The organism is Sphingobacterium sp. IITKGP-BTPF85 (assembly GCF_001006065.1).
In the GTDB taxonomy this organism is placed as follows: Bacteria; Bacteroidota; Bacteroidia; order Sphingobacteriales; family Sphingobacteriaceae; genus Sphingobacterium; species Sphingobacterium anhuiense.
Window position 1 is genome coordinate 1 of sequence record NZ_ASZT02000007.1, and the last position, 14,086, is coordinate 14,086.

Consider the following 14,086-nt stretch of genomic DNA (forward strand, 5'->3'; position numbering starts at 1 on the left):
AAAAAGCTTGCAAATCGTATATTTACAAGCATTTTATATTGTAATCGGCTTAGAACGTCTTACTGGATCTACTGATTTATTATTCCAGATTGAACAGAAATTCTCCACCACCTTGTTTCAATTTCATTGTCTTATCTTCCGGGCTAAATTCTAAAACAATCCCTGCCTGTTCAAATTTGAATTTATCTTTTTCTGTTGATTCAAGTGGAAATGCCGACTGTCCTGTTGCCTGAGCCATCAACGTTTTTTTGTCTTTTGTAATCGTAATTTTCAAAGGGATTTGTTTGGACGCATAAATGCCTAAATATTTTTCCAGATCTTCTGAAGATACTTCGTGGCTGGAAAAATTTGGAATATCATATGGTTTATTATAGACTGCACTTAATAGCGCAATAGCAATATTGTTATTATTAAAATGAGTTCCGTTTGAAGTTAAAGCAAAATCAATATTCTCGTCAGCAAAATGAGAAAAGACAGAACTAAAACCATCAATTCCTCCGGTGTGTCCATATCCAATTTTGTCATAAAAAGGAATTTGAAATAAGCCTACACCATATTGATCTTTGATGCTTTTCATGATTTCAAGATTTCAGGATTCAACAATTTGCCATTAAACAGTGCATTGCTGAAATCGACCAAATCGCTTGGTGTAGAAACAACTCCTCCAGCTCCCAAAGGTATAGAAATATCTGTTTCAGGTTGAAGAATCCATTTCTCATTAAAGGTATATGACTTACATTCTTCTTTCGCCGGATTAATTTTTCCTCCCATATACGTATTCTTCAAATCAAGAGGCTTTGTGATCAATTCTTTTAATAGATCTGTATAACTTTTTTTGAAACTTTTTTCAAGTATGTAAGTTAGAAGTACAAAATTCGAATTGCTGTATTGCGCTTTACTGTCGGGTACAAAATCGCTGCCCGCTTTAGCAATGATTGCTACCATTTCTTTTTCGGTCTTAGGTTGTGTATTCCAGGTCAGGTAATCCTTGTCATCTGTAAAATTATGTATTCCACTTCTGTGGCTTAATAAGTGTTTTATGGTTATTTTTTCGGCATTTTTAATCGTTGGAAAAAAGCTTTCGATCGTTTGATCTAGCTTTAGTTTATTCATTTCTACAGCTTTCAAAACCAAAACAGAAGTAAATGTTTTTGAAATGGAACCAATTCTATACTTAGAATTTGGGGTTGCTTTCTTATTGTTCTCAAGATCAGAAAAGCCAACCGATTTGGAATAAATAAGTGTACCATTTTTGATATAGCCACACTTCCCATAAATTTGTTATTTTGCTCCAGTGATGCAAAATACGAATCGAGTTTCTGGGAGTCGAAATTTTGCGCATAGCTACCAGTCGAAATCAAAAGAAGTACGAAGTAACCTGAAATTTTTTTAAGCATAATAATTTGTCTTATGGTTTTTAATTTGATGGATAATGAGCTGATGTAACTTGCAGCTTCTTAGACTTTAAAGATAATTGTTTTAGTTTATATTTTAATGCTTCATGTGTTCGATTTTCTTTTAATAAGATCTATTCGATCATTAGAATTATGTATTAGAAAATGGAGTTCAACGTTTTAAACAAGTTTTTGCGGTACATCCGACTGCCCAATTGTCGTGTAAATGATTTTTTAAATGGATTCTTCTATAAAGAAGGGCGTTTTTATTTTTAACTCTATCATTACCTTAAATGCTTTATATTTGAATTATGATGGTAAGTGATATTTTTTACGGCAATTTCGAACTTGAAGATATTCTTAGTGAGCTTATAAGCTCAAAACCCGTTCTACGATTAAAAAATGTTCATCAGGGTGGTGCTATCTTTCTGGTCTCTCCACATGTTTGTCACAACCGATATGAACATTCTATCGGCGTTATGCTTCTTGTGTGGAAACTTGGAGGTAGTCTGGAAGAACAGATAGCTGCGCTTTTGCATGATGTTTCGCACACTGCTTTTTCACATGTGATCGATTATGTCTTGCAGCATAAAGGCGAAGATTATCATGAGCAAATTTTTGAAACAGTAATTGGAAAGTCTACGATACCTAACATTCTCGCTAAATATGGATTCAGTACTTTCTTATTGGATGATCCAAAGCATACCTTGCTTGAGATGCCGCTACCTGAGCTTTGTGCAGATCGAATAGATTATACCATTAGGAATCTATATCATTTTGGCCTGATCGATATTGTGGAGGCACATAATTTTATAAGCGAACTTGGTGTTCAGGATAGTAAGATAGGTGTTCAGAGTGAAGAAGTAGCTTCATGGATTAGCAGTAAATACCTTCAGCTCAATAATGCATATTTCAGAAAACCGGAACATATATTTGCCAATACCAAGCTTGCAGAATTGATTGCTATAGGACTGGAAAAAGGTATCCTTGTTTTATCAGATCTTTGGCAAGATGACCCTGCCGTTTTATCAATAATAAAGACCGATCCAGCCCTCAATTCAGAACTTGAAAAAATAGAAAATCTGGAAGGTTTTGAAAGTTTTTCAAAAACTCAATCTGGAAAAATTTTCAAAGAAGGATACTAAAGCCTATGGTTATTACCTAAAATATTTTACATTGATTTATTGATATTATTATTCATCATTAATTGGTAATTAGATATCTTCTCTGATACCTTTCTCGACAATCATCATATCCCACCATTTAACAGCTCCTTGATTTAGATAATTCAAATCATCTCGCGTCATAAATGGATTTTTATTAGAGGCTGAGTTTTCTTTTGCCTGAAATAATTTTAAGTATCTATCTGCCATCTGTTTAATTAATTTCGGATCATTATTAGCTTCTTTAAGAGTTTTACTATTAAATAAAACTGGATAAGTAGAAATATGGTGTAAATAAGAAGGGCAGAATAACCTATTAAAAGCAAACATGGCATCTATAGCAATATTATAATTTCTGCTACTAGGAACTGGCATATTATCATATTCTATTTGAAAAGAATTTATATAATATCGGCTCACTTTTTACAGCTTCGAGAATAGTCCGTAAAATACGGTTTTAGAGCACGGATAACTTCTAATCTATCTTGATTAGTTAGCCCTTCATCCAGTAAACTCTCCATATGATAATCCTTAGTTTTTCTTATCCAAATTCTATTTCCTTTTTTTAAAGTTATCTCTAAGTAGTAACCTGATAGATCTTCCTGACAAGTAATTTTATCCACTGTAACTACGGTTTTTTGAGCAGAAGAAGTTTTAGTTAGTAAAAAAGCAATTAAAAGAATAATAATATTTTTCATAAAGATAAATGCATTTTATGTTACTAAATCTAGACCAAATATAATTTAGATACTACTTTATTTTTCAATCAGTATTTGACCCTTTGTAAAAAGGGATTTTTTCCCATGTAGCCAAACAAATCGACCGTCATTGAAAGGGAAATATTTAGATATTTTCCCAATAAGCATACATTCTTGAAACCATTTTTTATAAGAGTCAAATACAATTTTTATTTTGTCAGGAGAATCATTTATTTCCATATTGTCGATATTATCGTATAAGACAGGTGCAGGTGAATAAAAATCTGAAAACTCTCCATATGCAATTCTATCAATAAAATAGAGAGCATTGATCTCAATTGTAAAATATTTAGATTTAGGAGAGAACCTAACATTATTTTTTTCATTATTACCTAAATATATTGGTAGCACATTTCCTGGATGTTTTGTTGTATCACCTTCAAAATCCAATAGGCAGGAAATAAGTTGTAATTTTTCAATATCAGTTAAATAATTCGAATTTATATTGATAAAATCATACACTAAATTTCTATTTTCTTTTTTAAAAGATATTTTTAGATAAGCTTTATTATCTTCCGTATTGATTTTTTTTACATAAGGTTGCGAAAAACAATCGCTATATAATATGGTAATAAAACTTAGTAATAAAATCACTTTATCTTTCATAATAAATTATGTCTTTTAGCTCATGTAATGTTGAAAATCCAGATTATTGAAGAAATTCTTGAGATTCTTCTTAATTTAATTTTCTTACTCCACCTTTAACTTTTCTAATTTATTGGTTCTTTTCAAATACATTCTTCTTGTTCTCAGGTTTTTCTTTATTCTTATTTCTCTTTTTATCAGCTTCCATTTCTCTGTATAAATCTGCAACTATCCTTCTTGAATTAGGAATGTATTCTGCGTCAAACCAACCAACAGGACCCCTATACAAATCCATCAAATCTATTAATGATAATTCATTACTATTTAGATTTTCCAATAGATTACAATACAAATTAGATAATTTTGAAATGCTTAAAGAATCATTATAGCTCACTTTTTTTCCGGAATATTTTTCTACTAATACTGGAGAATTAGATAGAAACCTTGTCCAATCACCAAATAAAATCATATTTGTAATATACATCGATTCAATTGCTAAAGAAGACTTCTCTATTCCTTTCGCGAAAGATCCAAAAACACCCGCATATGGAATAAATAGTCTAATCTTGTAAGCACATAATGAATAATCATTAAAATATGCACTCAATTCTTGAGCAAAAAGAACTTTTTCATCCTTTGAAAGAGAATTACTAAAAACATATAATTTTTCGTAATCTCCTGGTGAAATTGTATCTAAAACATTCTTATTTAAAATGATAAATTTTAATCCATATCCGTCGAAATTTCTAACAAGCTTTTCTTTTATTATTTTTACTTTAAAATTTTGTGCGTTGGACACTAAAATGATCATCGAAAAAACAGACCTAAGATAAATTTCATATCTTAATTATTTAATTAATACGCTGTGAAATAATAATTGTTAATCCTTCAAAAAGATTATTCCCGTCATTCTATTGATATTCAAAATCACTATACTCGTAAATGTTCTTTTGGTAGTAGTTCACCAAATCCATAAATTGGTTATTCCTTTTATTGCTCCCTAGAAATCCAGCTACTCGCTCAACTGTTGGATTTTCAAACAGAGGTAAGAAATTATTAGGCTCTTTATTTTCATCACATATGATGAATTCCTTCAAATTTGGAATATGTTTTAATGTGGAGAAATCGTCAAGACCTTTCATATTTTCTAGGTAAATTCTTCTTAAAAACTTATTTTTAGAAAAGTCTGGTAAAGTTTTTACTTGTTTGAGTGATTGAATAAATAGATTTTGTAGCGTTGTTAGATCCGAAATAAAAGACAAATCCGCCAATCCTCTTATTTGCCAAAGCTCCAGAAACTTCAGTGATGGAAGTGTCTTTAAGGCATCAAAACTTTTAATTCCCCCAAGTTTGATATCTACTGACCATAACTGTTTTAGTCCCTGTAAGAAGTCAATATCAGTTGTTGTGATTGACCTTAGGACAATTTTCTGAAGTTTTTTTAGATTTTTGATCGCATGGATCCCTTTTTGCTGTTCTTCCAAAATAGGTATTCCAGATTTTCAAATCTCGCTATGCTTTCAATTTTAGGTTTTTTAGATCTGGTCTGATATAATCCAAGCACTTTTAGATTAGGAGCTACTTGTTCTAAAAAATTAAAATTATCCAAATCAAAAATACCTACACACAATGACTCTAAGTTTTTCAATTGCGTAACGACCTCAATACCGGTCGTATCTCTCATACAGTCTGCAGTAACTTTTCTGAGAGAAGGAATTCGCTCCAGAAATGTTAGATCGCATTCAACAGAATAATGTCCAAAGATTCGTAGCTCTATATCAGGTCTTGTTGCAAAAACCATTTTTTCCAAAAGATCATATTCTTCATAAGTAAGTGGGGCTGAAAATTGTACAAGCTTCGTTTTGGTATTGTTTGCTATAGCTGATAATTCATTTTTTTAAATCCTGTTGAAATATTGTAACGACCTGAATCCCTATTTATACTCTGTGTGCTCATGAAAAATGGTTTGACAAATAAATATAGTGAAAATTGATAAAGAAGCGCTACAAAGTTTCTGTTGCTTAGTATACAAAAAAACAAGGGAAAGATTCTTTTATAAAAACTAGAATCGCGCTCAACAGAATTGTTCATTAAGATGGTTTCGAACTATCTTATCTCTATTCAGTTGGTTGTCTTTACAAAAGGTAATAAATTTATATCTGCCAATTCCCCTCATAAATCGGTCAGAATAAGTGTGTGCTTCAGGAGCAGGAAATCCATATTTATAACAATAATGTTACAAAATGTATTACTCCAGATACTATAGGTTTTTTTCGTCGTTAAATATTTGATAAGGCTTAAGTTTTAATGTAAATGTTTTCATTAAAATACTTTTTATTAATCGTTATCGACAATTTATAGATGATCTAAACTTAAAACCTTTGTATGAAATTTAGTGCTACCCAATGTAAACTATGGTTGTCATATTATGTACCATCCTTGTTCTTTTTGCATTTCCTATTGATTATTCCTGGCGTTGCGGCAGCGCAGCAAAAAACGATCCTCGGTAAAGTGATCGATGCAGTGACAAAGACACCTTTACTCGGGGTTACGATAAAGCTTGACGATAAAAATGGTACGACCGTAACGACAGATAAACAAGGTGGTTTTGTATTAGACAATGGGGCAATAGGACAATCGCTTACTTTTTCATTTTTGGGTTATTCCAGTCAGACGATAAAAATAGATACGCGTACAAGTTATACAATATCTTTAGCACCAGCTTCCAATGTGATCGAAGAAACGGTTGTGGTGGGATACGGCCGTCAGAAAAAGCGAAATCTAACCGGCGCTATTGTTTCTGTAGGTGCTGCTGAAATTGAGAAAACAACGTTGCAGGATCCGATTTCCATTTTACAGGGACGAGCAGCTGGCGTGCAGGTATCATCCAATTCGGGAGCGCCAGGAGGAGAAGTGAGTATCCGTGTCCGGGGAAGTTCTTCGCTGAACTCTGGTAATAATCCGCTTTTTGTTGTGGATGGTATCCCGCTAGAATCCAATTCAATTTCTTCTTTAAATGGTACAGAAAATTCAGGTCTAAATCCAATGGCAGATATCAATCCAAGCGATATCGCATCCATTGAAATCCTAAAAGATGCAGCCTCAACAGCAATTTATGGTTCCCGGGCAGCCAATGGGGTTGTGATGATTACGACCAAACGGGGCGTAGCAGGAAAGCCGGAAGTGCTATTGAATGCAAATGCAGGGGTAAGTTCATTAACGCGAAAACTAAGTGTTCTTAATGCCAGGCAGTATCGAGAAGCAGTGTTGGACTCTTATCGTGGCATGACAGTCCCAGAAGACCCTTTCTATACGATTATCGATTCCCTCAACCCCATGAACAATGGTGATGTAGACTGGCAGGATGAGTTGATGCGTACAGCAAAACAGTATAAGTTGGATCTCTCTGTAAGAGGAGGGAATGAGGGAACAAAATACGCCTGGAGTTCTTCCTATTTGGATCAAGATGGAGTTATATTGAATTCGAATTATAAACGGTTTACTTCCCGACTGAATGTTGATTTTACAATTTCAGATCGCGTGCGGATAGGGCAAAGCATTTCCTATACAAATGCGGTGAACAACCGAACAAATGCTGCTGGATCAGGTAATTTGAGTATTATCAGGAGTTTATTGGTGAGGCCGCCAAATATGTCGATGTACTTGCCTGATGGATCACTGAACGGCTATATGATTGGTCAGCGTAATCCTGTCGGTATGGCTTTGTTTTCGACCAATCTCAATAAGAGCAATCGCATTATTGGAAGCCAATATCTAGAAATTGATATCTATAAAGATCTTAAATTCCGGAGCAATGTCAATCTGGATTATATTGCAATGAAGGAAGATGAATTTATGCCATCGATACTGGACTATCGCGAAGGGTATAATAGCGGTGCTGTGCGATCTTCTGGAAATCTTACTTGGGGAAATGAGAGTTACTTTACATACACAAAAAATATAGCGGATAAGCACAATATTGGGGCTGTGTTTGGAGTGAGCTTTCAGAAATGGCGTTATGACCGAACAGGTCTCAATGGAGAATATTTTCCAAGCGATGATATCCGTACCCTAAATGGTGCATCTGTGATTTCGAACCAAGGTGTAAATGTCGCCTCCGAACATGCTATGCTTTCTTATTTCGGCCGTGTTACTTACGATTATCAGAGCAAATATCTGTTAGAATTCAATCTTCGTACTGACGGTTCTTCCCGCTTTGGCCGTGATCTACGGTTTGGGTTCTTTCCCTCTGCATCCGCAGGATGGCGTTTTGTGGAAGAAGAAGGTATCAAAAATCTGGGCTGGCTGAGCGACGGTAAGCTCCGCTTTAGTCTCGGAAGTACTGGAAATGAAGCCATCGGTGATTACACATCAAGAGGAGAGTTTACCTTAGGAACAAACTATTTGGATTTTTCGGGTGCTGCGCCAACTGTGATGCCCAATCCGAGCCTCACTTGGGAGACTACCCACCAATATAATCTGGGCTTAGAGCTTGGATTTTTTAAAAATAGAATCCTGTTTTCAACAGATGCGTACTTGAAGAAAACAAAAGATCTGCTGTATAATGTTCCTACCCCTGGAACTTCTGGTTTTGAATATATTACGCAAAATATAGGGTCGATTGAGAATCGTGGCTTGGAATTTAGCCTACAGACCCGTAATCTAGAAGGAGCCTTTCGTTGGAGCACCAATGTAAACATTAGCTTAAATAGGAATAAAGTGACTTCCTTACCTAAAAATTTACTGACTAACGGGCATATCCAGAACGGTAATTTCCATATACTAAAAGAGGGTTTACCTATTGGTGTATTTTATGGTTGGAGTTTTCTTGGCGTGTATGCGCGTGATGAAGACAATACAAACAAGCTAACAAACGGAGCCAACGGAGCTGTATTTGTAGGTGGAGACCCCATTTGGAAGGATGTCAACAATGACAAAATTATCGATCAGAATGATAGGGAGATAATCGGATATGCAGAACCTAAGTATTTCGGCGGGATCTCCAACGATTTTAGCTATAAGAACTTTCATCTGAATGTGTTTTTTCAATATGCTGTCGGTAATCAGATTTACAACGAATTGAATCATCAACGAAATTCAATTGTCCGTTACAACAATTTATCTACCGATGCCCTGAATCGGTGGCGGGAGCAGGGGGATCAAACAGATTTTCCCCGATTGATTCGGGACGATCCAAAACAGTCCGACAGCAGAGTCCAAAGTAGATGGGTTGAAGATGGTTCGTATCTCAAATTAAAGAACGTCAATTTAAGATATTCTTTTGATTCAGCTTTGAGCAAACGGATCGGCCTGCGCAAGCTGGATGCATTTGTTACTGCTACGAATCTGATCACCTGGACAAAATATACGGGCTTTGACCCCGATGTCAATTCCTATTCCGGTCTTCGTGTAGGATTGGATGAAGGCTCTTATCCACAGAGTCGCACATTTACGTTTGGTTTAATCTTTGGACTTTAATAAATAACGATGAAAAAAATGTATAAATACATATTTTGGTCTATTCTTTTTCTATCTGCTACCAGCTGTTCTAATTCATTGCTGGATAAAGAACCTATTAGCAATTTTTCTGGAGAAGGGTATTATAAAAAGCCCAGTGATGCCCAAGCTGGAGTAAATGGAATCTATAATGGTCTACAAACTCTTTTCCGTCAAAATTATGCCATTGGGGGGAGGGTCGGGCTGATAATGTGGTGACCCGTCATGCCGGTGATCCTGGAGCGCTGCAACAAAATACGTTAACGCCAATTATCAATTCAGCACGGTGGGATAATTTTTACACCGTTATATCACGCTCGAATTACGCAATCAAATATATTCCTCAGGCATTTGGAACTGAGGATAGCGAACTTAAAAAACAATTACTCGGGCAGGCACATGCATTAAGGCACTCGCTTATTTTTACTTAGTTCGGATCTGGGGGGAGGTACCCTTAGTCATCGAACCGTACGAGGGTTTGGGTCAGGAGCTGTTTGTCCAAAAGAACACGGAGGCTGAAGTATTGGCTAAGGTAGAGGAAGATTTGATGCTCGCGACGGAGAATTGTGCTACAAATTATTCAGGAGCTGGGAATCGCGTGCTGATCACCAAAGGAGCTGCTTATGCATTTCTGACCCAACTGTATATGTGGCAAAAGAAATATGCGCAGGCCATAGAAATGTCCGATAAAGTGCTCGCGGATCCGCAATATACCTTGGTGTCGATGGAGGATTGGAATAATATTTTTGTAAAAGGGAGCAGTGCTGAAAGTATTTTTGAAGTCGGTTACAATGAAGTACAGACCAATAACCTCCGTATATGGTACGCCATGGGATCAGATAGTGACTATGTACCCAGTACATCTTTTATTGCGTCTATCGAACCGGGGGATCTTCGCAAACCACGTATTTACGATGTGTCCCAAGTACAACCACGTAAGATCTGGAAATTTTTTGGGCAGGGATTTAATGACGAGAGTCCAGAACCTTCGGCAGGCAATATGGTATTAACCAGAGTAGCTGATGTTGTTTTATTGAAGGCCGAAGCACATGCAAATTTAAACCAGACCGTTGAGGCATTAGCATTACTTAATCGTATCCGCGTCCGTGCCGGACTCCCTGCTTTGGATCAAAATAAAGCCAATACCCAATTTGGAAGCTTACTCACCGGAATTTTGCATGAAAGATCCGTAGAGCTTTGTTTTGAGGGACATCGATGGTTTGATCTTGTACGGACTGGAACTGCCATTTCAACAATGAAACCGATGAATGGCCTCTCGGACAATCGAAATCTGCTATGGCCGATACACGAAGGCGAACTACTTAAAAATCCAAATTTGAAACAAAATGAATTCTATAGATAATCATATGAAGAAGATCAAATATATCGTTACGCTTTTGCTGTGCAGTTTTGTTGTGCTGGTTACTTTTTTTAGTTGCGAAGTACAGGACAGCTTTGAATACGATTACGCAGCAGACAATAGCAGATTAAATATGTCTGCATGGGCCTATATCCAACAAAATGATTCTTTGTCTTCCCTAAAAGAAGCAATTATGCTAGGTAAGGATGAAGGATTATACGAACGTACAGAGAAATCGACCTTTATTCTGCCCACGAATCGTGCGTTTAAGGCATATTTAAAAGAAAATAATTACGACGCTATAGGTACAGTACCGGTAACCATACTGAAAGATATGTTGCGATATCATATTGTAAAGGCAGTAGTGAATTTTAATGATCCGGCTTTGGCTCCAAAGAACAAGCCCATTGCATATCAGACTGAAAAAGGTGAGATCATGTATTTATCCCATACCGGTACCTATGTTGGGCTCATCAATGAAGGAACCAATAAGCAATGGCAAATCCGTACGTCAAATCTTGTTCCGGACAATGGTGTCATCCATATTGTTGATCAGGTTGTTTTCTATTCCGAGAAGGTAAAATAGGTATATTGTTCCTGCATTTCCACAACAGTTAAAATGCAGGAACGTAATTTTCTTTGAGAAAGTACCGGATGTTCAAGACCTGATCCAATTACTTCTTATTTTTAAAGCCTGATTAAATAGTTTTTTTGTTCTTTCCCGTTCTGCTGGCTCAGTATCAGTTCCCCTCATCGCTTGTTAAAGATCCATATAATTTGTCTACACAAATGTCGAAACTTCAATCGGTTATTCTTATTTGAATAATATTTTTGTTAATATTGGTATTACAGTACTAATTATAAATTTTGATGATCCGTAGTACCTTACTTTCGATCAGAATACTTCTTTTTTCATGGATTACTAGTTTTTGTTTCGGTCAAGAGCAAGGAACAGTCTATTCTTTTAAGAACATCACTTCCGATCAAGGATTGGTACATAACCATATCAATTGCAGCCTACGAGATCAATATAATTACATGTGGTTTGGAACAGAATCTGGACTTAGTCGATTTGATGGACTTCAATTTACAAATTTCCGGTATTCATCAAACAAAGGTTTTGGACTGAGCAGTAATCGTATATCGGCATTATTTGAAGGACAGGGGAGCAAATTTGGATCCGTACCCATTCGAAAATGAATGTGTACGATCAAAAAAAGGAGTAATCATTCAAAATATAGATTCCATTCTTCAGACATGGAATTTACCGATCGGAGATCCTCAAATTATCCGCCATTTTGAAGATGATGAATATGCTGTTTTGTACAGCGATAATTCATTCATGCTAACACATACGATTTCAAAAAAACGAGAAAATTTTCACCACTTAAGAATCAAAAAATTGTCGATGTTGTAAATTATTCGAAGGAATCTTTTTGGATAATCTATGAAAACGGTTTGACACAGCTCGTACAAAAAAAGACCTGGAAGATTCTTAAACAATTTTCTTTACCTGCCAGCAAACAGCGCGTTACGTATGGTCTATTTATAGATCGCGAAGGAGATCTGTGGATTTATTCAAAAGATGTTCCAATCGGCGTATTTTGGGTCAGAGCTGGATCGGATGAGATCAGTCACATCAAAGAACAACTTTCGAATGTATTTGTAGGCAGTATCGTTCAAGATGAACAAGGTCTCATTTGGTTAGCTACTGATCATGGTGGAATCAACGTCTTTAATAAAAAGATGCAATCAATTATTGTGATCAATCACGAGGCGTATAATTTAAGAAGTTTACCCTATAATAGTATTACATCCCTGTATAAAGATCCGAAAGGTATTATCTGGGTTGGGACATATAAGGGCGGTATCAGTTATTATCATCCAAACTTACTGCTTTTTCCGGTATACCAAAATTATGCAGGATACGCCAAAACATTGCCATTTGATGATGTCAACAGGTTTATTCAAGATCAAAATCATAACTTATGGATCGGTACAAATGGTGGCGGTCTCTTGCATTATAACTTTCAAGATAAAGTATATAAACAATATCTACACAATCCAAATGATGCAACTTCTTTACCCAGTAACGTTGTCGTAAGTCTGTATCTGGATCAAAAAAATATACTTTGGGTAGGTACGTACCACGGGGGATTGAGTCGGTTCGATGGTAAAAGTTTCAAAACATACAACAAGGGTACTGATCGATTACCAGACGATAGCGTCTGGGAAATATTTGAAGACTCAAGAGGTCGTTTCTGGGTTGGAACACTATCTGCTGGTTTATATTTGTTTAATAAGGATACGGAAACGTTTTCCACCTATCGCTCGCGTGAGGGAAAGACAATTTCCAGTACCTATGTATCTGTCTTATTTGAAGATTCAAAAAATAATATCTGGGTTGGAACTGCTACAGGCATCGAACTGATTCGGTCAAATGGAGAAATACATCAATTTAATGAAAAAGAAGGCAAGTTGCGTCTTTCCAATGATTTGATATATGATATTAAGGAAGATGAGCTGGGTCGCATTTGGGTGGCCACTCAAGAAGGAATTAATATCATTCAGGATGAAACGATCCAATTCCTCAATACGAGCGACGGTCTGATTGACAATGCCGTACTGGCATTAATCAAAGATAATAAGGGCAATATGTGGGCCTCAACAGCAAAAGGATTATCTGAAATTGTTCCCAATCAAAATGCTAAGCAATTTGTCATTCGTAACTTCACCAAAGAACAGGGACTGCAAAGCAATGTCTTTAATGAAAATTCAGCTTTAAAGATGGATAACGGCCAGCTCATATTTGGAGGACCAAACGGTTATAATATTATTGATCCAAATCAAATTTTGGGATCAAAAGAAAATATAACACCTGTTCTTTCCAATATCTATCTTTTTAATCGTAAAATCAACGTTGGTGAACGTGTAAACGGCAAGGTTATTTATAATGAGGCACTGACCAATGTGAAGAAATTAGAACTGCCATATGATCAAAATGCGATCTCCTTGGAACTATCCTCATTTAATTATTTGCAGCAGGATAATCGGATCTACCAGTATCAGTTGGATGGACTCAGTGAGGAGTGGTTTGATTTTGAAACGGGAACAATGAAGGCCAATTTTACGAATCTTGATTCCAAAACATATCGATTTTACATCCGACATTCAGTCGATAATGAAAGCTGGTCCGAAAAAACATTATTATTAACCCTCGTGATTGAGCCTCCTTTTTGGAGGAGCAATTGGGCATTAATGCTTTACGTGCTGATTTCTATTTCCTGTATCTACTGTGGCAAGCTTGGGTAAAACTGCGGACAAAGACAC

At 35.9% G+C, this 14,086-nt stretch carries 16 protein-coding genes; 8 read left to right on the top strand and 8 right to left on the bottom strand.

What is annotated here, in order from left to right:
• Positions 1 to 79: 79 nt before the first annotated feature.
• Together L950_RS31640 and L950_RS31645 are read right to left on the bottom strand one after the other, a co-directional pair.
• Positions 80 to 577, bottom strand: coding sequence for a hypothetical protein (locus tag L950_RS31640; protein ID WP_021191233.1), 498 nt, complete (start codon positions 575 to 577; stop codon positions 80 to 82).
• On the bottom strand, positions 574 to 1,278 hold the full coding sequence (locus L950_RS31645) for a serine hydrolase domain-containing protein (protein ID WP_316930512.1): 705 nt from the start codon (positions 1,276 to 1,278) through the stop codon (positions 574 to 576). Before L950_RS31645 ends, L950_RS31640 begins: the two co-directional genes overlap by 4 nt.
• Positions 1,279 to 1,705: 427 nt before the next feature.
• Here L950_RS31645 and L950_RS02290 point away from each other — a divergent pair, with 427 nt between their 5' ends.
• Complete coding sequence (locus L950_RS02290) at positions 1,706 to 2,539, top strand: HD domain-containing protein (RefSeq protein WP_021191236.1); 834 nt, start codon at positions 1,706 to 1,708, stop codon at positions 2,537 to 2,539.
• Positions 2,540 to 2,608: 69 nt separating this feature from the next.
• Here L950_RS02290 and L950_RS02295 read toward each other — a convergent pair whose 3' ends face one another.
• From L950_RS02295 to L950_RS02320, 6 genes are all read right to left on the bottom strand, one after another.
• On the bottom strand, positions 2,609 to 2,932 hold the full coding sequence (locus L950_RS02295; RefSeq protein ID WP_156169484.1) for a hypothetical protein: 324 nt from the start codon (positions 2,930 to 2,932) through the stop codon (positions 2,609 to 2,611).
• A gap of 41 nt (positions 2,933 to 2,973) precedes the next feature.
• On the bottom strand, positions 2,974 to 3,255 hold the full coding sequence (locus L950_RS02300; protein WP_021191238.1) for a hypothetical protein: 282 nt from the start codon (positions 3,253 to 3,255) through the stop codon (positions 2,974 to 2,976).
• Positions 3,256 to 3,312: 57 nt separating this feature from the next.
• Positions 3,313 to 3,921 (bottom strand): hypothetical protein, encoded by a 609-nt coding sequence (locus tag L950_RS02305; protein WP_021191239.1) that lies wholly within the window; start codon positions 3,919 to 3,921, stop codon positions 3,313 to 3,315.
• 109 nt (positions 3,922 to 4,030) lie between these two features.
• Positions 4,031 to 4,699 (bottom strand): hypothetical protein, encoded by a 669-nt coding sequence (locus L950_RS02310; RefSeq protein WP_156169485.1) that lies wholly within the window; start codon positions 4,697 to 4,699, stop codon positions 4,031 to 4,033.
• A 112-nt stretch (positions 4,700 to 4,811) separates the two neighbouring features.
• Positions 4,812 to 5,384, bottom strand: coding sequence for a hypothetical protein (locus L950_RS02315; protein WP_021191241.1), 573 nt, complete (start codon positions 5,382 to 5,384; stop codon positions 4,812 to 4,814).
• Positions 5,342 to 5,701 (bottom strand): hypothetical protein, encoded by a 360-nt coding sequence (locus L950_RS02320; protein ID WP_021191242.1) that lies wholly within the window; start codon positions 5,699 to 5,701, stop codon positions 5,342 to 5,344. The genes L950_RS02315 and L950_RS02320 overlap by 43 nt, the downstream gene beginning before the upstream one ends.
• A 584-nt stretch (positions 5,702 to 6,285) precedes the next feature.
• On the opposite strand from L950_RS02320, the gene L950_RS02325 reads away from it, so the two are divergent.
• The 7 genes from L950_RS02325 to L950_RS02350 all read left to right on the top strand — a co-directional run bounded on the left by L950_RS02325 (position 6,286) and on the right by L950_RS02350 (position 14,068).
• Positions 6,286 to 9,378 (top strand): SusC/RagA family TonB-linked outer membrane protein, encoded by a 3,093-nt coding sequence (locus L950_RS02325; protein ID WP_046791959.1) that lies wholly within the window; start codon positions 6,286 to 6,288, stop codon positions 9,376 to 9,378.
• 18 nt (positions 9,379 to 9,396) lie between these two features.
• Complete coding sequence (locus tag L950_RS31650) at positions 9,397 to 9,615, top strand: hypothetical protein (protein WP_231576792.1); 219 nt, start codon at positions 9,397 to 9,399, stop codon at positions 9,613 to 9,615.
• Positions 9,612 to 9,827, top strand: coding sequence for a hypothetical protein (locus L950_RS31655; protein ID WP_231576793.1), 216 nt, complete (start codon positions 9,612 to 9,614; stop codon positions 9,825 to 9,827). The genes L950_RS31650 and L950_RS31655 overlap by 4 nt, the downstream gene beginning before the upstream one ends.
• A gap of 29 nt (positions 9,828 to 9,856) precedes the next feature.
• Positions 9,857 to 10,759 carry a RagB/SusD family nutrient uptake outer membrane protein gene (locus tag L950_RS02330; protein ID WP_231576796.1) on the top strand — a complete coding sequence of 301 codons (903 nt, stop codon included), beginning with the start codon at positions 9,857 to 9,859 and terminating at the stop codon, positions 10,757 to 10,759.
• Positions 10,760 to 10,763: 4 nt separating this feature from the next.
• Complete coding sequence (locus L950_RS02335; protein WP_231576794.1) at positions 10,764 to 11,342, top strand: fasciclin domain-containing protein; 579 nt, start codon at positions 10,764 to 10,766, stop codon at positions 11,340 to 11,342.
• A gap of 284 nt (positions 11,343 to 11,626) precedes the next feature.
• Entirely contained in the window at positions 11,627 to 11,956 is a 330-nt protein-coding gene (locus tag L950_RS02340; RefSeq protein ID WP_031289071.1) for a two-component regulator propeller domain-containing protein, read from the top strand.
• A gap of 258 nt (positions 11,957 to 12,214) precedes the next feature.
• Positions 12,215 to 14,068 (top strand): two-component regulator propeller domain-containing protein, encoded by a 1,854-nt coding sequence (locus L950_RS02350; RefSeq protein ID WP_031289075.1) that lies wholly within the window; start codon positions 12,215 to 12,217, stop codon positions 14,066 to 14,068.
• The last annotated feature ends 18 nt before the right edge of the window (positions 14,069 to 14,086 follow it).